This window comes from Longimicrobiaceae bacterium (assembly GCA_036375715.1).
Classification (GTDB): Bacteria; Gemmatimonadota; Gemmatimonadetes; order Longimicrobiales; family Longimicrobiaceae; genus DASVBS01.
Map to the genome: position 1 here is coordinate 1 of DASVBS010000074.1, position 22503 is coordinate 22503.

Consider the following 22503-nt stretch of genomic DNA (forward strand, 5'->3'; position numbering starts at 1 on the left):
CAACCTCGGCTCGATCAATCTCGGCGCCTTCGTGAAGGATGGGGAGATCGACTGGGAGCGGCTGCGCCGCGTCATCCACCTCTCGACCCACTTCCTCGAGAACGTGATCGACGCCAACCAGTACCCGCTGCCCGAGATCACCGACCTGGCCCAGCGGATTCGCCGCATCGGTCTCGGCGTCATGGGGCTGGCGGACGTGCTGATCAAGCTCGGCGTGCCCTACGACTCCGACGAGGGCGTCGAGCTCGGACGCCGGATCCAGCAGTTCGTGGACGACGAGGCCAAGACCGAGTCCGAGCGGCTCGCCGCCGTCCGCGGCACCTTCCCCGAGTGGGCGCAGAGCATCTGGGGCCCCGACGAGACCTGCGCCCGCACCCCCACCGGCGAGCGGGTCCGGCCGATGCGCCGGCTGCGCAACTGCAACGTCACCACGGTGGCCCCCACCGGCACCATCTCCATCATCGCCGGGTGCAGCTCCGGCATCGAGCCGTTGTTCGCGGTTGCCTTCATGCGCAACCAGGCCGGTGTGATGATGCCCGACGTGAACGAGGATTTCGTGCGCATCGCCAGGGAGCGCGGCTTCTACTCCGATGAGCTGATGCAGCGCATCGCCGAGGAGGGGCACATCCACTTCCCCGAAGTGCCGGATGACGTGCAGCGAGTCTTCGTGACCGCCCACGACATCACGCCCGAGTGGCACGTGCGCATGCAGGCGGCTTTCCAGGAGTTCGTGGACTCGGCGATCTCGAAGACCACGAACTTCCCGCACAGCGCCACGGAGGAGGACGTCCGCAAGATCTACGAGCTGGCGTACAAGCTCGGAGCCAAGGGCGTCACGGTCTATCGGGATGGCAGTCGCGAAAACCAGGTTCTCTCCACAGGGAAGACCAAGAGCCCGGTGCAGCAGGCGGATCAGAAGGCGAAGATCGAGGAGCTGGAGAAGCAGGTGGAGGCGCTGAAGGCAGAGCTGCGGCAAACGCAGGAGAAGCTGGCCGCGGCGGAAGCCGCGTCCCAGTCGGTGCGCCGGCAGAAGCGTCGTCGGCCGGCAGTGCTGCGAGGCACCACTCGCAGGATGGCGTCCCCGATCGGCGACGTGTATGTCACCATCAACGAGGACGAGGACAAGGTGCCCTTCGAGGTCTTCGCCACCCTCGGCAAGGCGGGCTCCGTGGCCATGGCGGACACCGAGGCGATCGGGCGGCTGATCTCGCTGGCGCTGCGCTTCGGCATCCCCATCTCCGAGATCCACACCCAGCTTCGGGGGATCTCCTCGGACAAGGCGATCGGCTTCGGTGAGAACAAGGTGCTCTCCGTGCCCGACGCGATCGCCCAGGCCATCGCCCTGCGCGAGGCGGAGAAGGCGGGCATCCAGCAGGAGCTGATACCGACGGGCGATCTGGAGGGGACGTCGAAGCCGGCGCAGCCCACGCTCGACCTGGGGCTGACCTACGACCCGGGCGAGACCTTTATCGGCACCTGCCCCGACTGCTCGAGCCAGCTCGAGTTCGCCGAGGGGTGCATGAAGTGCCACGTCTGCGGCTACAGCGAATGCGGATGAGCCGCTGATGTTCCCATCCGAAAAGTCACAGGCTCGACGGCGGGTCATGCCGTGGCACGCAGAGCGCGAGCAATATTGACCCGTCTACGCCCGAACGATACGCATGACCCGGTCGCCATACGGCGGCCGGGTTACTAATTTTGTGCAGTGCGGGGACATGATCCGCCGCGGCGGTCTTCCTCGATGTCAGGTCCGACAGGGCTCCCGGATGATTAAAGTCATACGATGATCCGACCCTCGATCCTCACCCCCCGCCGCTGACCACCCCAGCCGGGATTCGAAAGATGATCCGACCCGAGCACACCTCCCGACGGACCTTCGTGAAGACGCTGGCCAGTGGGGCCGTTGGCGCCGGCCTCACGGCCACCTTGCCGGCTGCCTCCGCAGCGAGCCCCCTCCGTCGCATGCCGCCGACCGAGCGTGTCGGCGTGGCGATCGTGGGCGCGGGAGGACGCGGCACCCCGCTCGCCGAGGGCTTTGCCCGCCTCGACGTCGCGGAGGTGGTCTTCGTCTGCGATCCCGACGCGCAGCGCGCCGCGGAGGTTGTGGGCAAGGTCTCGGCCCTCGGGCAGAGGCCACGGGCCGTCGCCGATTTCCGCCGCGCCCTCGAGAGCGCCGACGTGGACGCGGTGGTCATCGCCACGCCTGACCACTGGCACACCCCCGCCGCCATGCTGGCCATGCAGGCCGGCAAACACGTCTACGTAGAGAAGCCGGCGAGCCACAACGCGCGCGAGGGCGAGCTGATCGTCGAAGCCTCCCGCCGCTACTCGCGCGTAGTCCAGATGGGCAACCAGCGCCGCTCTTGGCCGAAGGTCGCCGAGGGGATCGAGCGCGTACGCCGCGGCGACATCGGTCCCGTCCACTACGCCCGCGGCTGGTACGCCAACGCCCGTGACTCGATCGGCGTCGGCAAACGCGGTCCCGCCCCCTCCCATCTCGACTATGAGCTCTGGCAGGGGCCCGCCCCTCGCGAGCCTTTCCGCGACAACATCCTGCACTACAATTGGCACTGGTTCTGGAACTGGGGCACCGGTGAGGTGGGCAACAACGGCGTGCACGCCCTGGACCTCTGTCGCTGGGGTCTCGACGTCGACCGCCCTATCCGGGTCACCTCCACCGCCGGGCGCTATTACTGGGACGACGACCAGGAGACGCCGGACACCCAGGTCCTCACCTTCGAATTCCCCGACGAGCGCACCATCGCCTGGGAGGGGATGAGCTGCAACCGCCGCGGCATCGAGGGCTCCGGGTTCGGCGCCTCCTTCCACGGGCGCGACGGGGCCCTGGTCATCGAGGGCTTCGGCTACGCCCTCTACGACCGCGCCGGGAAGCTGGTCGAGAAGGTAACCGGCGGGGAGGCCGGGGAGATCGGGGTTACGGGGCCGGGCTTCGCCGCGGATCGCGCCCACCTGGAGAACTTCCTTGCCGCCATCCGCAGCGGCGAGCGCCTCCGCGCGCCGATCGACGATGGGCAGAGGAGCACCCTCCTCTGTCACCTCGGCAACATCGCCCATCGCACCGGCCGCACCCTGCGGGTGGACCCCGCGAGCGGGCACATCCTCGACGACGCGGAGGCCATGCAGCTCTGGAGCCGGACGTACGCGCCCGGGTGGGAGCCCTCACTCTGAAAGGCGAGCCACTCTCATCTCGGATTGCACCAGCGGGATGTCGTTCAGCGCCTCGGCCGCCTTCCGCGTCAGTCGCCCACCGCCGCCCTCCACGCGGCGGCGCCACCCACCACCGGCAACTCCAGCCAGGTACCGTCGAGCGCGAGGGTCAGCCGCGTTCCCGGCGAGGGCCAGAGGGTGAAGTCACGGTCGCTGGAGAAGACCATCAGCCCGATCCTCCTTCCCGCGGGGATTACCTGGTCGTCCGGCTGCAGGTCGAAGGAGACCTGGTAGAAGCGGCCTGGGATGAGCGGCTCACTCTCCGTGAGCGAGCGGTAATTCTGCGGATCGGCCCAGCCCCGGGTGATGATGTTCCCCGGGTCTCCCGCCTCCTCATCCCACGGCAGCATCACCAGCCACACCGAGAGGTTGGCCGCCGGCCGGTCGGCGGACACGATCAGGTTCACCCGCGGCCTACCCGACAGGTGGACGTCCTGGTGCAGCGGCGCCGTGGCGTACAGCAACCGGTGCTCCGAGGAGGGCAACTGCGCCAGCTCGGCTCCGCTGAAGGACACATCGTCGGTGAGACGCTCCGAGCCCTGCGCCTCGACGGGTCGCGCAGCCAGGGAGAGCGCTCCGATCTCTCCTCCACCCGCGAGCGGCCGGACTCGAACGGGCGACGCATCGGGATGTGGGTAATCCGGATACGGCGTAGGCTTCAGCCGGTCCTCTCCCTCGCGCACGATCCAGGCGTGCGGCGGATCCTCGATCCCGTTGTCCACTCCGTAGAGGTAGCGGGTGAACCAGCGGTTCATCAGCTCCAGCGGTGGCTCCCCCCCGTGGCCTCCCTGGTGGAAGTAGATCTCCGCGGGCACGCCGCGCGCTTTGAGAGCCTCGTACACGCGCACGCTGTGCTCGGGCATCACGTTCCAGTCGTTGAACGCATGGGCGAGGAAGGTCGCTGCCTTTACGCGGTCGATCGAGCGCAGGTAGTCCCGGCTCATCCAGAAATCGTTCAGGTCGCCGCTGATGCGGTCGCGCCCTTTCGCGTACTCGCCGTCGCGGATGCGAGCGTTGCAGTACGCCCGCCGCTCCGGTCTGCCGCTGTTGATGAAGTCGTAGAGGAAGTCGATGTCCTCTCCCAGCCAGCCCCCCGGGTGCCGGATGAGGCCGTTGGAGCGATAGTAGTGGTAGTACGACGTGTTCGGAGCGACCGGAATGATGGCCTCCAGCCCCTCGACGCCGGTCGTCGCGGCGGCGATGGGGAGCGTCCCGTTGTACGAGGTCCCGATCATCCCCACCTTCCCGGTCGACCAGTAGGCGGTGACCTCCTCGTTCCCGTCAATGGTCGTGTAGCCCTTCGCCCGGCCATTCAGCCAGTCGATCACTGCTTTCGGGGCGAGCGATTCGTTCTCGCCCCCCACGGTCGGGCAGCCCTGCGACAGCCCCGTTCCGGGCGATTCGGAGTGGACCACGGCGAAGCCGCGCGGCACCCACGTCTCCACGTGCGAGTCGGAGATGGTCGTCCGATGGGGCTCGAAGGGGATCTCGGGCTGGTTCTGGCGCGGGGGAGGTGGCGAGCCGAGCTCCTGCCGCACGTCCCAGAGGTACTGACGCTGGCCGGCGACTCCTGCGTAGTAGGGACTTGATTCGTAGATGACTGGCACCTTCAGCCCCTCTGTCTCGGTCTGGCCGGGGCGGAACACGTCCACGTGCAGCCGGTCCGGCTTGCCGTCGCCGTCGGAGTCGAATTCCGCCTCGACCCAGAGGTGATGGTGGATCCAGGTGGAGGGGTCCGCAAAGGCGGGCACGATCTGGGCTTGTCCGTCACGGATGATCGGCCCGGCGGGTTCCTGCTGCGCAACGAGGCCGGAGGCAACCGCGCCGTGCAGGGCGGTCAGCAGGCCGATCGTCCGCGCAGCGGAGCTGGAATGCAGCGATCTCACGTTGGTCATTCGGTCGGGGAGTGGTGCGGAATGTCGCCGGGAAGATATCGTGGTGCTGCCTCTGTGTCATTCCGTCAGGAAACCTCCAGAGCGTTCTATCGATGATCCGGGAAGTCTTGACCGACGGAGAGATCGCCCGCTGTTACCCGGTGATGCGCCAGCTCCGGCCTCACCTGGTAGAGGAACGGTTCGTGGAGACCGTTCGCCGGCAGATCTCCGGCGGATACCGCCTCGCCTGCCTCGAAAGCGAAGGCAAGGTGCGCTCGGTGGCAGGGTTCCGCATTCTCGAGAATCTGGCGAGCGGGCGCGTGCTGTACGTCGATGACCTCGTCTCCGACGAAGGCGCTCGCTCGCGCGGCCACGGTGCACGGCTGCTCCGCTGGCTGATCGGCCTGGCCAGAGAGGAGGGCTGTCAGACGCTCGAACTCGACTCCGGCGTCCATCGGGCCGATGCGCACCGGTTCTACTTCACCAACCGACTGACGATCAACTCCTTCCATTTCAGGATGGACCTGTGAGCCTCCCGCCAACCCGCCACGCAACTCCCCTGATCCGGCAGGCGACTCTGGAGGATGCGGCGGCGACTGCCGCCCTTCTCCACGACGCCGAGGCGTGGCTTCGCTCCCTCGGAATACCGATGTGGCGCCCGGATGAGCTGGACACTGAGCGGCTGCGGAGCGACGTCGCGGCGGGCCTCCACTATGTGGCGGAGATCCAGGGGGAGGTCGTGGGGACGCTTCGCTTCCAGCTCGAGGATCCCGAGTTCTGGCCGGACCGTCCGTCGGGTGAGGCGGCCTACGTGCACCGGCTGGCAGTCGGGCGGGACTACGCGGGGCGGGGGATCGGCGCCGCGCTGCTCGATTGGGCCGCGCGACAGGCGGCCAAGCTCGGCTACGAGTGGTTGCGCCTCGATTGCGAGAGAGATCGACCGCGGCTACGGGCCTTCTACGAGCGGAACCGCTTCGAGCATCACAGCGACCGCGACGTTGGCCCCTTCCGCGTGGCACGTTATCAGCGATGGTGCGGTGGCGCCTGAAACCGGGCGTTCGGTGGACGCGTACCCAGTGCGGTTCACCGCCTTCCCCCTTGCAGCGAGAAACTGCCATGGCCATCCCGCTCAGCGGAGTCCTCCGCCCCGTCGTGTTTTCGGTGGTGCTCGTCGCCGGACCCGCCTTGCTCGAGGCGCAGTCGACGCCCACCGCGCCCTCCGCCGAAGCGGACACCGCCGTTGCCCTGACGGCAGAGGAGCGGGCCCGATACGTCGGTACGTACGAAGTGGAGACCTCCGACGGGCTGATGGCCATCCACGTCTATGAAGAGGGCGATGGGTTGATGGCGCGACCGGAGCACGAAGAGGAACCCTCTCCGCTGATCCCCTTAGGAGAGCATCGCTTCCGGCCGGTGCTCGCCGATCAGGCGGTGATCACCTTCGCGGTCGAAAACGACCGTGCCACCAGCTTCACCATCGTCTTCCCCGACGAGCGCGGTACGATGGTCGCCCAACGGCGGCCGTAACCAGCGTTGACTGGTACGCCTCCACTCTCGGTTCGCGACAATTTTGCGCCGCTCCCCGTTGACCGGCCCGGTTTCGCTACGTAGCTTGACCGGGCCGCTCCTCGGAAAGCGGCGCTAAATCCAGCGGTACCTCCCGACTCCCGCTACAGCCCCGTACCACCCGCGAGCCGCGACGCCCGCGGCGATGCTTTACACCTGTAGCCGTCTCCGGCGGTCATCACAGGTTGAACCCCGAGCAGATGCCAACCATTCGACCGGCCCGCCAGGACGACTTGGAGGCGATCGCATCCCTCCACGTCTCGTCCTGGCAAAGCGCGTATCGCGGGATCCTTCCCGACGTCGTCCTCGACAGCCTGAACGCTGCCGACCGCCTTCGTGACTGGATGCGCTGGCTGGCAGTACCGGAGGCCAACACGTACGCCGCCTTGAAAGGAAGAAAGCTGGTGGGTTTCGCCCGCGTCCTCCCGGCCGATCTCGAGTACGATCCACCGCCATTGAGTGCCGAGATATCGCACCTGTACGTGGCCCCCGATTCTCAGAGCATGGGGGTGGGTCGAGCCCTGCTGGCGCGCTCCTTCGAGGACATTGCGGCGCGCGGATTGGAACGGGCCGTGCTATGGGTGCTCGAGAAGAACTACCGTGCGCGGGCCTTCTACGAGCGTGCGGGCTTCCGTCTGGACGGCGCACGGCGGACGGATCCGGAGCGGCTCGGGCACGAGACGCCCGAGGTTCGGTACCAGATGAGCCTCGCCGACGCGGGGCGACGACGCTGAAGCCACTGTCCGGCGATCGTGGCTCCGGTGGACCGAGTGTTGCGCTTCGCGCTCCCTGATCTTTTCCATGCCCTCAGCACGTTCGAAGTTTCCGGAACAGGGCGCTGATGTTCGTTCGAGGCCGAGGTTTCCTGGCCGCCGTCCGCGCTGGGCGGGGGCCGTTGCTGCGTACTGCTCTGCCACTGATGGTGCTGGCCGGAGCGGTGACTGCGCTTGCGCAGTCCCCACGCTGGGGGCGGGGGGCCTGGCAGCCACGTGCCGTACATGAGGGGCTTCCCGAGGAGCGCGGGGGCTTCATGTTCTGCCGACTCCTCTACACCAGCGTGCGCAGGGAGCCGGGCGGGCAGGGGTGGAGCACGGACTATCCCGTCTCTGACGGGAACTTTATGACCCGGCTTTCCCAGTTCACGGAGACGCCGATCTCGCGCTGGTCTCCGGAGGAACCGGGATACGTCGTCGTCCGAGCCACCGATCCGAACCTCTTCCAGTGCCCCCTTCTGTTCGCTTCCGACGTGGGGACCATGGGGTTGGAGGATGCCGAGGTCGAGCGACTGCGCGAGTACCTGCTGAAGGGCGGTTTCTTCTGGGTGGACGATTTCTGGGGGGATCGCGCCTGGCGGCACTGGGTGGATCAGATCGCCCGCGTGCTGCCCGGGTACGCGATCGAGGAGGTGCCGCTCGACCACCGGATCCTCTCGACCTTCTACCAGGTGGATCACATCCCCCAGATCCCCTCCATTCAGTTCTGGCGGGGGAGCGGTGGAGCGACCTCGGAGCGGGGAGACGAGAGCGCCGAGCCCCACCTTCGGGCCATCTTTGACGAGAGCGGGCGCATCCTCGTACTGATGAGCCACAACACCGATATCGCTGACGGGTGGGAGCGGGAAGGCGAAGACCTGCGCTTCCTCGACGCCTTCTCTCCCGACGCCTATGCCCTGGGGATCAACATCGCGCTCTGGGCGATGACGCACTGAGGGGCGATCTTCGTTTCCTCACGCGCGTGCCGACACGACCTTTTCCGAAGCCCCGGGGTAACAACCAACTCTGAACGAATCGGCGGGCCACGCCGCGGGCCCGCCGCTTCTTTTATAAGTCGCCACGGATGCGGCGTATCCGGCCACCGCAAGCGGGGGCTCCCGTGGGATACCAGACAGCACATGGCTTTCGATACTTTCAAGCTCCACCCGAGCCTTCTCGCTGGCGTCCGTGATCTCGGCTTTACCTCCCCCACCCCGATCCAGGCACAGTCGATTGCTCCCGCGCTCGAAGGGCGCGACCTGCTCGCCTGCGCCATGACCGGCAGCGGCAAGACGGCTGCCTTCCTCCTACCCACACTGCACCGTCTGCTACAGCGTCCTGGCAGCGCGACGCGGGCCCTCGTCCTATCGCCGACCCGGGAGCTGGCTGCTCAGATCCACGAGCACTTCCAAGCTCTCGCGGCCCATACCGAGCTCACCGGTGCGGCGATCTTTGGCGGTGTCTCGATGGGCCCCCAGGAGCGTGCCTTCCGCGAGAAGGTCGACCTCCTCGTGGCCACGCCGGGGCGGCTGCTGGATCATCTGAGGAACGAATACGCGAGCCTCGCCGACATTGAGATCCTCGTCCTCGACGAGGCCGACCGAATGCTGGATATGGGTTTCCTGCCGGACATCCGACGCATCCTTCGGCACCTCCCGGCGCGGCGGCAGACCCTCTTCTTCAGCGCCACCATGCCCGCGCCGATCGTCAAGCTCTCGGCCGAGATGCTGCGCGATCCGATCGCGATCAACCTCGAGCGGAAGTCGGCGCCGGCGCGGGGGATCACCCAGGCGGTCTATCCCGTGCCTGAGGACCTGAAGCCCCGGCTCTTTGTGGAGCTTCTCAAGCGCGGCGAAGTCGGCAACGCCATCGTCTTCTGTCGCACCAAGCATCGGTCCAACCGCCTCGCCGAGGTGCTCGAGCAGGCGGGAATCCCCGCCGCCCGCATCCACGGCAACCGCAGCCAGGCTGCTCGCACGGAGGCGCTCGCCGGCTTCAAGAGCGGCAGGTACCGGGTGCTCGTGGCGACCGATATCGTGGCGCGTGGAATCGACGTCGAGGCCCTGGAACACGTCGTCAACTTCGACGTTCCGGCGCAGCCGGAGGATTACATCCATCGGGTCGGGCGCACCGCCCGGGCGGAAGCGACCGGCGACGCCTACACGCTCGTCTCGCCGTCGGAGGAGAAGGAGTTGCAGGCGATCGAGCGGGCGGTGGGCAAGCGCCTCCCGCGGGTGAGACTGGATGGGTTCGACTATTCTGCCCGGCCCACCGAACGCTTCGAGGTGCCACTGGCGGAGCGCATCGCCGAGATTCGGCGGCGCAGGGCGGAGGAGCGGGCGCGTGCTCGTGAGAAGGCGGAGCGGAAGGCGCAGCGCGAGACCGAGGGCGCGGCGCGCCGCTCACCGGGTGGCGGCCGCGATCGGCGTGGTGTCCCGGCCCGCACGGAGGGCCGCCGCGAGCGCGAACCCGCCATGGCTGGAGGACCGCCGAGATCCCGCCGGCGCCGGCGGCGCCGCGGAGGGGGAGGTGGCAGAGGGGGACGTTCGGAGAGCTGACCGGGGAAGCTACGCTCGACCGGTGTCTCGACCGGCCGCGCCGAGTAACCCCCAGTGGCACCTTCGGCAGCAGCATGAGCGGTACGTTCGGATCGGATTTCAAATCATCGAACGCAAATGGGCACCGAGCGGTGCGCATCGCTGAGGCAGACCGGCCCAGATCCGAGGCGGTTCGATTCCGGAATGTCCGGCCTGACGCGCTCTTGGCCGGTCGGCCCAGACGGTGGCTTGGTACTGCGCCGGAAGCTGGCGCCCTACTGCGCCGCCCCGGCCGGAGAATTCGGCGCGTCAACCGGGGGTGTCGCCTCGGGGTTGGGGCCCACCTCCGAGGCCGGCTCTACTAGCCGGGCTCCCGCGTCGTCACCTCCGACGAGCCGCATCAACGCCCATATCAGGAGCGCCACCACGAGCAGTCCGAGGATCCAGGGCCAGACGCTGTGACCCTTCCTCTGTACGTTGATGTCTGCCATTTGCTCCTCCGGGGGTGTACGTCCGTGGGTCGGCCTCGGGCGGCCGCTTGCCGAGTCCCCTCGTGCCGCGTGAGCTGACCGCGGAATTCGCGTTCGCTAACGCAAGTCGAGTACCGGTATCTTCTTAGGCGCTTCTATCCTGGCCCGGGCCGCCTGCTGGAGCACCTTCTGCAATCCTGAGGCGACCCAACTGATCGAGGCGGGGTAACAGCGGGAAGGCAGCCGCACGGTGTAAAAACCGTGCGGTAGAAATCGACCTCACCACCCCAACCCGGATATGTGCATCCTTTGCGACCACGGTTCTCTGGAGCTGCTCACTACCTCGCTGGAGAGCCTCTCTCCGGGTCGGCTTTCCGAGGCTGTACGCGCCGCGCGCGAAGCGGCAGGACCGGGGGTGATGGATCACGCCGAGGCGGTGCTCCGCGGCGACGCGGAGCCCACGGCGGAGGCGAGCCTCTACGACGAGATCGTGGCCCGGGCGCTGGAGTCGGGAGTCCTGTCCAGCGCAGCAGCGAGCGACTGGGGAGCGCGCATCGAAGCGGGGGAAGCCCTGCGTGACCCGCGCGTGCAGGCGTACCTCTCTTCCTGCGCGGAAATTCTGGACGAGTACTTGGTGCTCCTGCAGGAGCGCCGACAGGTGGTGGAGCGATTCGTCGAGGCCCCCGAGGGCAGAGTGAGTTTCCTCGGGCTTGGACCCGACGGTGAGCTCTGGTTCGATTTCGACGGCGAGTCGTACGTGGCGCTTTCAGCGGAGGAGGCCAAGGAGATTGTCCAGCGGGAGCTGGGAGCCACCCTACACACGCTGGATGCTTCCGTGCTGATGCGCTACAGCAGCCTGCCGGAGTCGGCCGGCGACGTGGTCGCGGGGATTCTCGCAAAACCCACGGATGTCGCCAACGGGATCCTCGGTGGGATCATCGACCTCCCCCTGCTCGCGGAGGACCGCATCCGAGCGGTCGGCTACGCACCCTTCTTCCGTGGCGACCCTCCGCGGCCGGCCGAGGACCTGCGCTTCGGGGAGTGGATCATCGTGCGCATTCCCTCACAGGTGTAGTGCTCTGACCGGTCGCGTCTGGCGGCCGAGGGTACTCCCGCCCAGCCGAGGCCTCCGCCGGCGCAGACGCGGTACAGTAGGCCGGACGCTACCGAAATGGGGAAGGGGCTCAATGCCCCTTCTTCCGTTTCTTTTTCTTTTTCCCCTCCTTCCTGTCCTTTGTGCGGTTTTTCTGGGGCTCCCCAGCGCCTTCGGCGGGTTCCATCTGGAAGGTGCGCTTCACCCCGATGATGAACAGAAAGAGGCTCGCGGCGCCCAGCGCCAGTTTCAGCTTCGAAATCCCGGGCTCCCCGGGCTTCTTCCTCACGTCGTCTTTGCTCATCCGTAAGAATCCGGTGCAGGTGTAACCGGCTGCCGGAGGAGAAATGGGAGCTCGCTGTGCCCGGTTGTTAGCGACCGGGGAGCGAGAGTGCCTCCGCCACGTCCTCCTCCGGATCGAGAAGTATGCGCTCCACGTCCGGGTGACGAAACACCCGGAGGCCATGACGTTCCCAGATCTCGTCGGGCACCCATCCGAGCGCCTCGCACCAGTCCAGCCAATCGTCGCTCTCGCCTCCGAGGGCCGCCTCGCCCTCTGGCGAGAGCATGAATTCGCGGACCGCGCTCTTCAGCGCCTCCTCGGCATCTGCCACTTCGGCTGACGCGCGGAACAGCCAGGCACATCCCGGGTCGGCGCGGTCTTCCTCCGTTGCCAGCGAGATCTCGAACGGCGGCCTGCGAGATCGCGGCTGGCCCGGGAGGGTGACGATGACGTATCTGGCCATGAGCCTCCTCCGGTCGCGGGGTGGTGCGCTCCCCGTGCGTGTGGCTCCCCTACACTGTAAGATCGGGAGTGATGTACCATCGGGCGCGTGCAGGGGCCGTTCCAACGCTATCCGACCCGGGGTACGACCCGAGGGTGTTCACCCGTACCGCAACGTTCGTGGCTGAGCGACAACTCTTTTCCAGCGGTGCACCGTGGGAGCCGAAGGTGGGGTACTCCCGGGCCGTCCGCGTGGGAAACCAGGTCCACGTTTCCGGGTGCACCGCCATTGACGAGGCAGGGAACGTCGTGGGCGTAAACGACCCTTACCAGCAGACCCGCCAGACCCTAGGCAACATCGAGCGCGCGCTGCACGCTCTCGGCGCCACCTTCGAGGACGTGGTCCGCACCCGCATCTACGTGACCGACATCACTCATTGGGAGGAGGTTGGTCGGGCCCACGGCGAAGTGTTTGGGGCGATCCGGCCCGCCACCAGCATGGTGCAGGTGGCGGGGCTGATCGATTCCCGCATGATGGTGGAGATAGAAGCCGATGCCGTGGTGGGATCGGGAACCGGGCAGACATCACCCTCTGCGAGCACCGAAGCATGAACGCAATCCCTTCCGAATACCTCGACGACGCCATCCGCAGCTACGAGAAGTATCGGGACCTCGGCGCGAGAGCGATGGCACAGCTGGACGATGCACAGCTCTTCCACGTCCTCGATCCGGAATCCAACTCCATCGCCGTGATCGTGAAGCACCTTCGCGGCAACATGCTCTCGCGTTGGACAGACTTTCTCACCAGCGACGGAGAGAAGCCGGACCGCGACCGGGATTCAGAGTTCGAGATGGCGGAGGGAACGACGCGTGAGGAGGTGGAACGCTGGTGGGACGAAGGCTGGAGCACAGTGATCAGCGCGCTTCAGTCGCTCCGCCCCACCGATCTGGACCGTGTGGTGACGATTCGCGGCGAGCCCCACTCGGTGCTGCAGGCCATCCAGCGGAACCTGCTGCACGCGGCCTATCACGTCGGTCAGATCGTGCTTCTCGCCAAGCACCTGCGCGGCGAGGCGTGGCAGTCACTCAGCATTCCACGCCGCCGGTAGTATGGCGTGCAACGGCCTCAATCCGGGGTCAGCATCATCGTGAGCTGCCGCGCGTTGATGTCGCCGCTGCGGCTCTCGACGCTGGCCAGGTCGTCCAGCTCCACGGTGATGCGGTCGAGAAGGTCGAAGCCCTGCTCCGGACGGCGCAGCTCCCGGCCGCGATAGCGCACCGTTACCTTCACCTTCTGCCCCTTCTCGAGGAAGCGGCGGGCGTGCCGGAGCTTCACGTCGAGGTCGTGGACGTCAGTGCCGGGGCGGAGCTTGAGCTCCTTCACCTCCACCGTGTGCTGGCGCTTGCGTGCCTCACGCGCCGCCTTCTGCTGCTGGTACTGGTGCTTGCCCCAGTCCATGATACGGCAGACCGGGGGGCGAGCGGTGGGGGCGACTTCGACGAGGTCCAACCCGTGCTCGCGGGCACGCTCTCGGGCGGCTTCGATGGGAAGGATTCCGAGCTGTTCGCCGTCGGGGCCGATTACTCGGACAGGGGAGAAGCGGATCTGGTCGTTGATTCGGTTCGTATGCGCGATGATGTCCTCTCTAGGTTGATGTTGATGCTGTGCACGTCTCGTCCCCTTGCATACACCGGACCGCGCCCCGGGCTCCTGCGTTCGTCTGGCCTGCCGGTTTGGGCATGAGCCGGGCGAATGAAGCCGGGCCGGACCGGCTCGCGCCTGGATACGGTGCCGGCCCGTTCGTGGACGCGGTGCTCGCACAGCTCGCGCGCGGCATCGGCGATGCGGGTTTGGGCGCGCAGGAGCGGCTCGACGAGCTGGCCGATCGGCTGACCAGCATCCTGCTCGCAGCCGAGCAGAACGACGCGGAATCGGCGGTGCAGCTGCTGATCGAGGACGTAACGCTCCTCTCCACGATCTTCCAGAACATCGATCTGCTGTATGCCCAAAATTATCCCTTTGCCGACGCCCTGAGCATGATGACCCTCGACGCGGTGCATCGCGCCGTCGAAGCAGAGGAAGGGAAGGAGGATTGACCGCGTGCCACGCCTGACTCGCGTGTTGGAAACCAGCCTGTACGCAATGGATCTGGAGCGTACGGCCCGCTTCTACGAAGAAGTCCTCGGCCTGGAGCCGCTGAGCAGCGTGCCTGGCCGGCACGCCTTCTTCCGGCTGCCGGGGGCGATGTTCCTTCTCTTTCAGCCCGAGAGCACGGCGGCATCGACGGACGTCCCCCCTCACGGCGCCAGCGGACCCGGGCACGTGGCCTTTGCGGTTGAACCGGAAGAGATGGACGGCTGGCGGGAGCGCCTGCGCTCCTTCGGGATTCCAGTGGAGAGGGAGGTGACCTGGCCGCGCGGAGGTCTCTCGCTCTACTTCCGCGACCCCGCCGGCAACTGCGTGGAGCTCGCCACCCCGGACATCTGGCCGCTCAGCTCGGAGTGACTCGCCCCCGAGCCGCACTGATTCGTTCCGCGTCGCTGAGGAACCGCTGCGACCAGCGGTGAATGTCGTGCGTGAGCACGCGATCGCGCATGGTGAGCATGCGGGCGACCCGCTCACCGGGCGCCAGGTCGAAAGCCTGCTCGAGCGCCCGGTCCATGTCGTCTGGACTGTACGGGTTGGTGAGGATCGCGCCTGGCAGCTCGGCGGCGGCACCCGCGAACTCCGACAGGATCACCACCCCATCACCCCCGAGCGAGCAGGCAATGTACTCCTTCACCACCAGGTTCAGGCCGTCGCGCAGAGGGGTCACCCAGGCGACATCCGCCGCCGTGTAGAAGGCGATCAGCTCCTCCCGGTCGAAAGCGCCGTAGAAGTGGATGACCGGCTGCCAGTCCATAGTCCCGAAACGCCCGTTGATCCTTCCCACCGCCTCCTCAGTGAGCCGGCGCATCGCCTGGAATTCTTCCATACCCGTGCGGGTCGGCACCGCGATCTGCACGAAAGAGACGTCCCCGTGGCGCTCCGGATGGCGCTGCAGGAAGCGCTCGAAGCACTCCAGTCTCTCCAGCACCCCCTTGACGTAATCCAGTCGCTCGGCGCTGAGGATGAGCGTGCTGGCTCCCGTGCGCTCCCGGATCTCGTCGCGGCGTTGGCGAGTGCCGGGTGCCTGTGCCAGCCTGGTGAAGTACTCGACATCCACTCCAACCGGGTAGACGCCAATCCCGACGTCGTGGTCGCCGTAGCGAAGATTGAGGGGATATCGCGGAACCGCCACCGCCGGCCCGTGCGGGATCAGGTCGGTACGCGCTACCGCGGTGGGCGTGGCCTCCATGAAGCGCTCCGCCGTATCGGCGAAGTTGCGTGCGTAGGAGGGGATATGGAAGCCGATCAGGTCCAGGTGCAGGAGGCCGTCGAGCAACTCTTCCCGCCAGGGTATCACCCCGAAGATGTCAGGCGGCGGAAAGGTCGTGTGCAGGAAGAGGGCGATGGTCACGTCGGGGCGCTTCTGCTTGATCAGCTTCGGCGCCAGCATCAGGTGGAAATCGTTGACCCACACCAGCGCCCCGGGTGCCGCTTCCGCGCAGGTGGCCTCGGCGAAGGCTTCGTTCACCTCGCGGTAGGTTTCCCAGGCACTCTGGGTGAAGCGCGCCTTGTCGAGGAGCGAGAAGAGCACCGGCCATAGGGCCGTCGAGGTGAAGTCGTAGTAGAAGCGCTCGGCTTTCTCCGGCGAGAGCGGCAGGCGCTGCACCGTGTAGGATTGAGGATGGTCCTCCGCGGGGACCTGCACCCGCTCCGGCCAAGTCTGTCCCGCAGCTCTCTCCTTCCAGGCGATCCAGGTGCCGCGTCGGGCGCGCATGACCGAGTCGAGGGTAGTGAAAACGCCGTTGGTTTTGCGGCGCAGCTCCGTGCCGTTGTCCGTCTCGACCTCTTCGTAAGGCTCCCGGTGCGACAGAACGATGAAGTCACTGGACATCGATGCTCCCGGGCTAAAGCCAACCGAAATGACGAAGGCCTTCCAGGATACCCGCGGCACCCTCCCCGCTCGCCAGGTAGAGGTGCTCGCGGCCGCTGACACGCTCGCGAAGGGCCTCCTCACAATTCCCCACCACCACACCGCACAACCCGGTCTCGAACAAAGCAAGGTCGTTCAGTGTGTCACCGGCAACCACTACGTCGGCGTCAACCCGCTCCAACCAATCGAGCGCGCGACGGAGCGTGGTCCCCTTGTTCACGCCGGGAGGAAGCACGTCCAGGTAGATCCCAGCCGACGCGACCAGATCGACATTCAGATCACCCAGCGCTCTGGCGGCCCGGTCGATCGCTTCGTCCATGCTTCCGTGGCAGATCCAGTAGGAGACGCGGCGTGCAGCTCGAACCTCCTGTTCCTCCAGCCCGGAAACTTCGGCCAGCCGCTGGCGAATCGCCTCGCCTCCGGGCCAGAGGGCATCCAGCTGCGACTCGATCTCGGTCAGCGGCTCCAGATGCGGTCCCTTTCGTACACTGGTGCCGACGTCGGCGATGAGAATGTCGGGGGTCGGTAGGGGAGCTTCCGCCATGATCTCACGGGTGGCTTCGACGCTGCGACCCGTCACGTAGATCAGCGTCGCGCCAGGCAGCCCTCTCAGGGTTTGCTGCAGCAGCTCCCGATCGGCAGGAGTGCCACCCGCGAATGTCCCGTCGAGGTCGGTGGCGAGGATGAGGGATTCTCGTTCGGCTCTAAGGTCACTCCGGTCTGACGTCATGCCATTCTGGTCTGTAGTCCGATCATGTCCAGTCCGCCGAACCTAGGCCTCCCCGCCGGGGGATGCAAACGGTTCCCACCATCCGGAGTCGACGCCATCATGGTCTTGCCGGGCAACCCGGTTCGCACGTCGCGCTTGCCGGCGCCCCAACCGAGGATGACGGCGCAGTCGATGAGCCCTTGCCGAAGATGGCGGGGTGGCGCAGGGTGACTCCACGCCGCGGCCCCTCCTGGTAGTTCGGGCCGCAGCTGCGATCCGCTGGCGGAACGAACAGGGACGGCGGGGGGTGCCCCCGGTCGCGTGTGCGCATAGATTGCCGGCGAATGTCGTTGCCGGGAATCACCGCCGGGCCCGCATCCTGCACGGTCAGCGGCGATCCCGGCTCTTGCGGACCAATGGAGGATGACCATGCCGACACGGAATGCCGAAGCGACCTGGGAAGGAACCCTGACGAAGGGGAAGGGCACTTACAAGGCGGAGAGCGGCAGCGTCGGAGGATCGTACAACTTCGGCACTCGCTTCGAAGACACTCCCGGCTCCAACCCCGAGGAGCTGCTCGCGGCGGCGCACGCCGCCTGCTTCAGCATGGCCCTTTCCGGGCAGATCGAAAAGCTCGGAGGGACCCCGCAGAGCATCACCACCGAGGCCGCGTGCACGGTCGAGCGGGTGGGTCAGGGCTTCAAGATCACGACGATGGAGCTGCGGACCCGCGCCCGTGTCTCGGGGATGGACGAGGCGAAGTTCCAGGAGGCGGCGCAGAACGCCAAGACGGGCTGCCCCGTGTCCCAGGCCCTCGCCGGAGTCGACATCAAGCTGGACGCCGCGCTCGAGTAGCCGTCCGCGCAGGTCCGGGCCGCTGCCGGCTCAGTCACGCGCGGGTGGCGGCCCGGATGTCTGCAGCCGGTGGAGCTTCACCCGTCGGCGGACTCACCGCTATCTACCACCCGAACCTCATTCCCGAACTGCATTCCAGGAGCAAGCCCGAGGTGCAACGCTGGACGCAGCTGGTGCGCCCCATAGCCGACTTCCCGAGCCCCGGGGTGACGTTCCGAGACATCACCCCTCTGGTGCGCGATCCGGATGCGCTGAGCGAGGTGGTCGACGCGCTGGCCGGCCAGTTTCGCCCGGGAGACATCGATGCGGTGGCCGCCATCGAATCGCGCGGCTTCATCTTCGGCGCTCCGCTGGCCTTCGAGCTGGAGGCGGGCTTCATCCCCATTCGCAAGCTCGGCAAGCTCCCGGCGCCGACCATTCGACGTGAGTACGCCCTCGAGTACGGCAGCGGCTCTCTCGAGATGCACCGCGATGCCCTGCGGCCCGGGGACCGGATCCTCCTGGTGGATGACGTGCTGGCTACCGGGGGCACCGCGCGCGCGGCGGTGGAAATGATCGAGGAGCTCGGCGGGCACCTGGTAGAGGTTGTCTTCGTGATCGAGCTACTCGAGCTCGGCGGACGTTCGCGCCTGCCGGAGAGCTGCCCGGTCCGCGCGCTCACGGAGTTCTAACCAGCGACATTGCCATGCACAGGTCTGCCTTCTGCGCTGTCTTCCTCCTCGCGACCGGCTGCGCCTCGGGATCCGGGACGGAGGCTCTGCCGGGTCCGGGGACCGGTTCGGGCCCCGCTCCGGTAAGCTGGACGCTGGTCTGGGCTGACGAATTCGACCGGGAGGGGCTTCCGGACCCGGAGAAGTGGAGCTACGAGGAGGGCTTCATCCGCAACCACGAGCTGCAGTATTACACGAGCGGACGTCAGGAGAACGCGCGGGTAGAAGACGGCAACCTGGTCATCGAGGCGCGCCGCGAGTCCTTCGGTGAGGCGGAGTATACCTCGGCAAGCCTGACAACGCGCGGCAAGGCGAGCTGGCGCTACGGCCGGGTCGAGGTACGGGCGAAGCTACCGACAGGGCGGGGGATGTGGCCGGCGATCTGGATGCTGGGCACGAACATCGACGAAGTCGGCTGGCCCGAGTGCGGCGAGATCGACATCATGGAGAACGTCGGTTTCGATCCCGACCTGATCCATGGCAACGTCCACACGAAGTCCTTCAACCACGTTCTGAAGACTAACAAGGGCGCCGCCATCTGGGTGCCGGACTCCCACGCCAACTTCCACGTCTACGCCATCGAGTGGTTCCCCGACCGCATCGACTTCTTCGTCGACGACACGAAGTACCTCACCTTCGAGAACAGCGGCGCCGGCACAGCCGAATGGCCCTTCGACCAGCCCCACTACCTGATCATCAACGCCGCCATCGGCGGCGACTGGGGCGGCCAGGAGGGCGTCGACGACTCGATTTTCCCGCAACGGTATTATGTCGATTATGTCAGGGTGTATGGGGTGATGGGGTGATGGGGTGACAAGGTGACAAGGTGACAAGGTGACGGGGGGACAAGGGGACAAAGGGACAAGGGGACAAGGAGTGATGTCGTAGGCTGGCCGCGCCTGGCGAGGCCGCCCTGGAGCGACTAGCACGTGTCACTTTACCAGTCAACGAATGTTCACCTTGCCACCCCGACCTGAGCTGGCCGTCTCCAGCGCCTAAATCAGGCTACAGTAAGAGGCCGGCATCGATCTGGATGCCGGCCTCGCCTTCGTTTACCCGTTCACCCCTTGTCTCCTTGTCTCCTTGTCCCCCGTCACCTTGTCACCCCCGTCACCTTGCCCCCCCCGTCACCCCGCCTGCCCCTCCTCCGCCCGCACCCCCAACTCCCCGCGCCGGTCCCATTCCGGCAGCCGCTCCGTCGGCTCGAAGTAGAGAATCCGCGCGACCACCGAGATCACCGCGAGCAGAGGGGTGGCCACGAAGAGGCCCAGGATGCCGAAGCCCACGGCCAGCATGAGCTGCCAGATGAGGAGTGCGGCGGGCGGGATGTCGACCGCGCGCCGCTCCACCAACGGCACGGTAACGGCGGACTGGATCTGCTGGAAAGCAAAGAAATAGATCGCTACCCAGAGGGCGGTCGCGGGCGAGATGAGGAAGGCGGAGATCACGGCGGGCCCCGCCGCCAGGGTCGGCCCGAAGTTGGGGATGAACTCGAGCAACGCCGCCAGCGCCGCCAGGGCGAGCGCCCCCGGCACGCCGAAGATGGTCAGGCCGATCCAGATGAACACCCCCGTCATGGCCATCGTGAAGACCTTGCCCAGCACCCAGTTGCGCAGGTTGCGCCCGGCTTCGTCGTAGATCTCGCGGGCGCGCTCGCGCGAGGGGGGTGGGACGAGCCGTAACAGCAGGTCCCGGTAGGTGTCGGGTTGTGCCGCCAGGAAGATGGCCAGGATGATGATGGCAAAGCCGCCGACGACCACCGAGATGAGGTTGAAGGCCAGCGGTACGAAGCGCCCGATGAACTCCCCGAGCTGGGCGTTGACCTGCGCCGCGAGCTCCGGGCTCGTCGGTGTCCCCGTTCGCTCCTCGATCCATTCCCCGAGGTACTCCATCGCGGCGGGCAGCTGCCCGGCGAGCTGGGACATCTGGGTGAGGAGCTGCGGGATCAGGCGGACGAAGAGTGCCGCGAGTACGGCGAGGAAGGCGATTACGCTGAGCGCGAAGGCCAGGCGGAAGGGCAGCCAGCGCGCGAGGAGCCGGGCAGGTGCGTGCAGGATGATGGCGATCAGCACGGCCAGCAGGCCGAGCAGCAGCGCCGAGTGCACCATCCAGAAAAACCTCCAGAGGAACAGCACCAGCACGCCCAGCATCAGGATGCGGACGACGTCGGCTGTCCTCCAGGTGATCCTCTGGACCGGATTTTCGATCATCGGCGCGGCTCTAAGGCCTCATGATGGCGTTCGGTTCTGCCTGGTGAACCCGGTTCGGAAGGAATCCACCACCCGCTTCGCCGCTTCCGACGCGGCCTGGAAGCCCTGCCTGGCGTCTTCCGCGTAGGCGTGGGCTGCCGCCTGGAGATCCTCCGTGTAAGGAGTGTTCGCCTCCCCCCGACGGATGTACTCGCCTCCCAGGATCCGCTCGTACGCGCCGGACTCGAACCAATCTCGCAACTCGGCAACCCGCAGCACCGGGAACGGATGATCCGTGCCGAGAAGATTCAGCACTTTGAAAATCTGGTCCGCCAGATCCCCGCCCTGCCGGTATGCGTCCGCCTGCTGGATGAACTCCGGCAGGTTGGTATCGCTCAACGTGCCCCCGCCGGCGAACTTGAGCATCGTTCGCATCCCCACCTCCGGCTTCTGCACGGCCAGCGACCCGGCCCGATCGCTCGAGAGCTCCGCCTTGCGATACCATTCCATCAGCGCGATGAGGACCGCGCGGGCGGCCAGACCGACAATGGGGAAGCCGCGCTCGGCCAGCTGCACCAGCAGCGCCATCATCGTCGTGTAGAGCACGTGACCGCTCATGATGTGGCCGATCTCGTGTCCGATCACGAACTGGAGCTCGTCGTCGTCGAGCAGGACCAGGGAAGCGGAGTTGACGATGATGAACGGTTTCTCCATCCCGTACGCTCCGGCGTTCACCACTGGTGACTGGGACACGAAGATCGGGTACTCTTGCGGAGCGTCCAGCGCGCTGGCGGCACGGAGGTAGAGGCGGTAGACCCGCGCGTACTGCGTCGGCGAGCAGCGCACCGCGTTGGCGAGGAAGGCGAGCCGGATCGGCTTCTCGCCGAAAAAGCCGAAGACCTTGCGGAGGACCTCGTCAAAGGCGGGTATTTTACGCAGCGCATTCAACGCGGCTCGGTCCGCCGGGTGCTCCCAGGTGCGGGGATCGATCTGCGAGAGAACCTGGATGGGCGGCAGAGTTTCGGTCATGGCTCTTCGGGGGAAAGCAGGGGAATGGTGGAACGGCGGGCTCTACGGCCATGACCCGGCGGTGGTTTCGGAAGGGCCGCGGCCAGAGGGACCGGGAACTTCTGGCTGAGCGGAGCGGTACGAGATCCACCCACAACGGGTGGATGTATCATGCCACACCACCGGCGTTTCCGCGCCTTCTCCCGCTGCCCCGCTCACCTCGGAGAAACTACATGCGTCTCCATCGGCACGCCATCGCTGCTCTGGGCTTCGCCCTTGTGGCTGGGTCCGCCCTTCCAGCCGCCGCTCAGAATCCGGATCTCACCGGCACCTTCGCCCTGGTGGAGGCGGAGAGCGACGACGTAAAGGCGGCTATCGAGCAGGCGGTGCGCGGGATGAACTTCATCACCCGCCCGATCGCGCGCGGCCGTCTGACCCGCACCAACGTGCCCTATCGAACCATCCGCATCGAACAATCCGGAGATCAGGTGACGATCGTCACGGATGAGCGCCCCATCGTCGCCACCGCCGACGGCAACCCGATGAAGTGGACGCGGGAAGACGGCGAGGTACTGGATCTGACGACGCGCTGGGCCGACGGGGCTCTCGAACAGACCTTCGTCGCCGACGACGGTCAGCGCACTAATACCTTCACCCTCAGCGCCGATGGTGGCACCCTGGAGATGCGAGTGGTCGTCGCCAGCCCCCGCCTCGACAGGCCTGTGGAGTACACACTGCGATACCGGAGGCAATGAGGTAGTCCCGGCCC

General features: G+C 66.8%; 26 protein-coding genes. 17 read left to right on the forward strand and 9 right to left on the reverse strand.

The genetic code is table 11. The features are described from left to right. Positions 1 to 1558: hypothetical protein (locus tag VF167_15555; GenBank protein ID HEX6926838.1), on the forward strand; the 1558-nt coding region annotated here is incomplete at its 5' end. Positions 1559 to 1842: 284 nt separating this feature from the next. Then, the gene (locus tag VF167_15560) at positions 1843 to 3189 is read left to right on the forward strand and encodes a Gfo/Idh/MocA family oxidoreductase (GenBank protein HEX6926839.1); all 1347 of its coding nucleotides are present in this window, start codon (positions 1843 to 1845) and stop codon (positions 3187 to 3189) included. Positions 3190 to 3257: 68 nt separating this feature from the next. On the opposite strand, the gene VF167_15565 is transcribed toward VF167_15560, so the two are convergent. Beyond that, positions 3258 to 5123 carry a Xaa-Pro dipeptidyl-peptidase gene (locus tag VF167_15565; GenBank protein ID HEX6926840.1) on the reverse strand — a complete coding sequence of 622 codons (1866 nt, stop codon included), beginning with the start codon at positions 5121 to 5123 and terminating at the stop codon, positions 3258 to 3260. Positions 5124 to 5215: 92 nt separating this feature from the next. Between VF167_15565 and VF167_15570 the strand changes: the two genes are divergently transcribed. The 6 genes from VF167_15570 (at position 5216) to VF167_15595 (ending at position 9978) form a co-directional block, all read left to right on the forward strand. Further along, on the forward strand, positions 5216 to 5632 hold the full coding sequence (locus VF167_15570; protein HEX6926841.1) for a GNAT family N-acetyltransferase: 417 nt from the start codon (positions 5216 to 5218) through the stop codon (positions 5630 to 5632). Next, positions 5629 to 6150: a GNAT family N-acetyltransferase gene (locus tag VF167_15575; protein HEX6926842.1), complete on the forward strand. Its 522-nt coding sequence runs from the start codon at positions 5629 to 5631 to the stop codon at positions 6148 to 6150. Before VF167_15570 ends, VF167_15575 begins: the two co-directional genes overlap by 4 nt. A gap of 68 nt (positions 6151 to 6218) precedes the next feature. Continuing rightward, positions 6219 to 6629: a hypothetical protein gene (locus VF167_15580; GenBank protein ID HEX6926843.1), complete on the forward strand. Its 411-nt coding sequence runs from the start codon at positions 6219 to 6221 to the stop codon at positions 6627 to 6629. Positions 6630 to 6868: 239 nt separating this feature from the next. After that, complete coding sequence (locus VF167_15585) at positions 6869 to 7402, forward strand: GNAT family N-acetyltransferase (GenBank protein ID HEX6926844.1); 534 nt, start codon at positions 6869 to 6871, stop codon at positions 7400 to 7402. Between the two features lie 107 nt (positions 7403 to 7509). Continuing rightward, on the forward strand, positions 7510 to 8376 hold the full coding sequence (locus VF167_15590) for a DUF4159 domain-containing protein (GenBank protein ID HEX6926845.1): 867 nt from the start codon (positions 7510 to 7512) through the stop codon (positions 8374 to 8376). 183 nt (positions 8377 to 8559) lie between these two features. Then, positions 8560 to 9978, forward strand: a complete 1419-nt coding sequence (locus tag VF167_15595) for a DEAD/DEAH box helicase (protein ID HEX6926846.1) — start codon at positions 8560 to 8562, stop codon at positions 9976 to 9978. A gap of 254 nt (positions 9979 to 10232) precedes the next feature. Here VF167_15595 and VF167_15600 read toward each other — a convergent pair whose 3' ends face one another. Next, a complete protein-coding gene (locus VF167_15600) occupies positions 10233 to 10448 on the reverse strand; it encodes a hypothetical protein (GenBank protein HEX6926847.1) in 216 nt (71 codons plus the stop codon). Positions 10449 to 10725: 277 nt separating this feature from the next. Between VF167_15600 and VF167_15605 the strand changes: the two genes are divergently transcribed. Then, positions 10726 to 11502: a hypothetical protein gene (locus VF167_15605; GenBank protein ID HEX6926848.1), complete on the forward strand. Its 777-nt coding sequence runs from the start codon at positions 10726 to 10728 to the stop codon at positions 11500 to 11502. Between the two features lie 109 nt (positions 11503 to 11611). Here the strand turns inward: VF167_15605 and VF167_15610 are convergent, their stop codons facing one another. Both VF167_15610 and VF167_15615 read right to left on the reverse strand, forming a co-directional pair. Further along, positions 11612 to 11824 carry a hypothetical protein gene (locus tag VF167_15610; GenBank protein HEX6926849.1) on the reverse strand — a complete coding sequence of 71 codons (213 nt, stop codon included), beginning with the start codon at positions 11822 to 11824 and terminating at the stop codon, positions 11612 to 11614. Positions 11825 to 11891: 67 nt separating this feature from the next. Next, positions 11892 to 12266 (reverse strand): hypothetical protein, encoded by a 375-nt coding sequence (locus VF167_15615; protein ID HEX6926850.1) that lies wholly within the window; start codon positions 12264 to 12266, stop codon positions 11892 to 11894. A 158-nt stretch (positions 12267 to 12424) separates the two neighbouring features. Here VF167_15615 and VF167_15620 point away from each other — a divergent pair, with 158 nt between their 5' ends. After that, positions 12425 to 12856 carry a RidA family protein gene (locus VF167_15620; protein ID HEX6926851.1) on the forward strand — a complete coding sequence of 144 codons (432 nt, stop codon included), beginning with the start codon at positions 12425 to 12427 and terminating at the stop codon, positions 12854 to 12856. Further along, positions 12853 to 13353, forward strand: a complete 501-nt coding sequence (locus VF167_15625; GenBank protein ID HEX6926852.1) for a DUF1572 family protein — start codon at positions 12853 to 12855, stop codon at positions 13351 to 13353. The genes VF167_15620 and VF167_15625 overlap by 4 nt, the downstream gene beginning before the upstream one ends. A 17-nt stretch (positions 13354 to 13370) precedes the next feature. Here VF167_15625 and infC read toward each other — a convergent pair whose 3' ends face one another. Then, positions 13371 to 14066 carry a translation initiation factor IF-3 gene (gene infC, locus VF167_15630; GenBank protein ID HEX6926853.1) on the reverse strand — a complete coding sequence of 232 codons (696 nt, stop codon included), beginning with the start codon at positions 14064 to 14066 and terminating at the stop codon, positions 13371 to 13373. Between infC and VF167_15635 the strand changes: the two genes are divergently transcribed. After that, complete coding sequence (locus tag VF167_15635) at positions 13985 to 14341, forward strand: hypothetical protein (GenBank protein HEX6926854.1); 357 nt, start codon at positions 13985 to 13987, stop codon at positions 14339 to 14341. The genes infC and VF167_15635 overlap by 82 nt on opposite strands. A 4-nt stretch (positions 14342 to 14345) precedes the next feature. Beyond that, a complete protein-coding gene (locus VF167_15640; protein HEX6926855.1) occupies positions 14346 to 14750 on the forward strand; it encodes a VOC family protein in 405 nt (134 codons plus the stop codon). Here the strand turns inward: VF167_15640 and VF167_15645 are convergent. Both VF167_15645 and VF167_15650 read right to left on the reverse strand, forming a co-directional pair. Continuing rightward, positions 14737 to 16224, reverse strand: a complete 1488-nt coding sequence (locus VF167_15645) for a trehalose-6-phosphate synthase (protein ID HEX6926856.1) — start codon at positions 16222 to 16224, stop codon at positions 14737 to 14739. The genes VF167_15640 and VF167_15645 overlap by 14 nt on opposite strands. Before the next feature lie 13 nt (positions 16225 to 16237). Next, positions 16238 to 16993, reverse strand: a complete 756-nt coding sequence (locus VF167_15650) for an HAD family hydrolase (protein ID HEX6926857.1) — start codon at positions 16991 to 16993, stop codon at positions 16238 to 16240. Between the two features lie 408 nt (positions 16994 to 17401). Between VF167_15650 and VF167_15655 the strand changes: the two genes are divergently transcribed. The 3 genes from VF167_15655 to VF167_15665 are packed head-to-tail and all read left to right on the forward strand — an operon-like array spanning position 17402 to position 19343. After that, positions 17402 to 17827, forward strand: coding sequence for an OsmC family peroxiredoxin (locus tag VF167_15655; GenBank protein HEX6926858.1), 426 nt, complete (start codon positions 17402 to 17404; stop codon positions 17825 to 17827). Between the two features lie 56 nt (positions 17828 to 17883). Then, entirely contained in the window at positions 17884 to 18498 is a 615-nt protein-coding gene (locus VF167_15660) for an adenine phosphoribosyltransferase (GenBank protein HEX6926859.1), read from the forward strand. 14 nt (positions 18499 to 18512) lie between these two features. Next, positions 18513 to 19343, forward strand: coding sequence for a glycoside hydrolase family 16 protein (locus VF167_15665; protein ID HEX6926860.1), 831 nt, complete (start codon positions 18513 to 18515; stop codon positions 19341 to 19343). Between the two features lie 321 nt (positions 19344 to 19664). On the opposite strand, the gene VF167_15670 is transcribed toward VF167_15665, so the two are convergent. Both VF167_15670 and VF167_15675 read right to left on the reverse strand, forming a co-directional pair. After that, entirely contained in the window at positions 19665 to 20747 is a 1083-nt protein-coding gene (locus VF167_15670) for an AI-2E family transporter (GenBank protein HEX6926861.1), read from the reverse strand. Between the two features lie 18 nt (positions 20748 to 20765). Continuing rightward, complete coding sequence (locus VF167_15675) at positions 20766 to 21755, reverse strand: M48 family metallopeptidase (GenBank protein ID HEX6926862.1); 990 nt, start codon at positions 21753 to 21755, stop codon at positions 20766 to 20768. Positions 21756 to 21967: 212 nt separating this feature from the next. Here VF167_15675 and VF167_15680 point away from each other — a divergent pair, with 212 nt between their 5' ends. After that, positions 21968 to 22489: a hypothetical protein gene (locus VF167_15680; GenBank protein HEX6926863.1), complete on the forward strand. Its 522-nt coding sequence runs from the start codon at positions 21968 to 21970 to the stop codon at positions 22487 to 22489. Positions 22490 to 22503 lie beyond the last annotated feature (14 nt).

Coding starts and splice junctions, on each gene's coding strand:
- VF167_15585 (HEX6926844.1), top strand. CDS start 6,869: ATGCCAACCATTCGACCGGCCCGCCAGGACGACTTGGAGGCGATCGCA.
- VF167_15570 (HEX6926841.1), top strand. CDS start 5,216: ATGATCCGGGAAGTCTTGACCGACGGAGAGATCGCCCGCTGTTACCCG.
- VF167_15680 (HEX6926863.1), top strand. CDS start 21,968: ATGCGTCTCCATCGGCACGCCATCGCTGCTCTGGGCTTCGCCCTTGTG.
- VF167_15645 (HEX6926856.1), bottom strand. CDS start 16,224: ATGTCCAGTGACTTCATCGTTCTGTCGCACCGGGAGCCTTACGAAGAG.
- VF167_15660 (HEX6926859.1), top strand. CDS start 17,884: ATGTCTGCAGCCGGTGGAGCTTCACCCGTCGGCGGACTCACCGCTATC.
- VF167_15625 (HEX6926852.1), top strand. CDS start 12,853: ATGAACGCAATCCCTTCCGAATACCTCGACGACGCCATCCGCAGCTAC.
- VF167_15580 (HEX6926843.1), top strand. CDS start 6,219: ATGGCCATCCCGCTCAGCGGAGTCCTCCGCCCCGTCGTGTTTTCGGTG.
- VF167_15650 (HEX6926857.1), bottom strand. CDS start 16,993: ATGACGTCAGACCGGAGTGACCTTAGAGCCGAACGAGAATCCCTCATC.
- VF167_15610 (HEX6926849.1), bottom strand. CDS start 11,824: ATGAGCAAAGACGACGTGAGGAAGAAGCCCGGGGAGCCCGGGATTTCG.
- VF167_15675 (HEX6926862.1), bottom strand. CDS start 21,755: ATGACCGAAACTCTGCCGCCCATCCAGGTTCTCTCGCAGATCGATCCC.
- VF167_15655 (HEX6926858.1), top strand. CDS start 17,402: ATGCCGACACGGAATGCCGAAGCGACCTGGGAAGGAACCCTGACGAAG.
- VF167_15600 (HEX6926847.1), bottom strand. CDS start 10,448: ATGGCAGACATCAACGTACAGAGGAAGGGTCACAGCGTCTGGCCCTGG.
- VF167_15560 (HEX6926839.1), top strand. CDS start 1,843: ATGATCCGACCCGAGCACACCTCCCGACGGACCTTCGTGAAGACGCTG.
- VF167_15595 (HEX6926846.1), top strand. CDS start 8,560: ATGGCTTTCGATACTTTCAAGCTCCACCCGAGCCTTCTCGCTGGCGTC.
- VF167_15635 (HEX6926854.1), top strand. CDS start 13,985: ATGAGCCGGGCGAATGAAGCCGGGCCGGACCGGCTCGCGCCTGGATAC.
- VF167_15605 (HEX6926848.1), top strand. CDS start 10,726: ATGTGCATCCTTTGCGACCACGGTTCTCTGGAGCTGCTCACTACCTCG.
- VF167_15670 (HEX6926861.1), bottom strand. CDS start 20,747: ATGATCGAAAATCCGGTCCAGAGGATCACCTGGAGGACAGCCGACGTC.
- VF167_15665 (HEX6926860.1), top strand. CDS start 18,513: ATGCACAGGTCTGCCTTCTGCGCTGTCTTCCTCCTCGCGACCGGCTGC.
- VF167_15565 (HEX6926840.1), bottom strand. CDS start 5,123: ATGACCAACGTGAGATCGCTGCATTCCAGCTCCGCTGCGCGGACGATC.
- VF167_15615 (HEX6926850.1), bottom strand. CDS start 12,266: ATGGCCAGATACGTCATCGTCACCCTCCCGGGCCAGCCGCGATCTCGC.
- VF167_15590 (HEX6926845.1), top strand. CDS start 7,510: ATGTTCGTTCGAGGCCGAGGTTTCCTGGCCGCCGTCCGCGCTGGGCGG.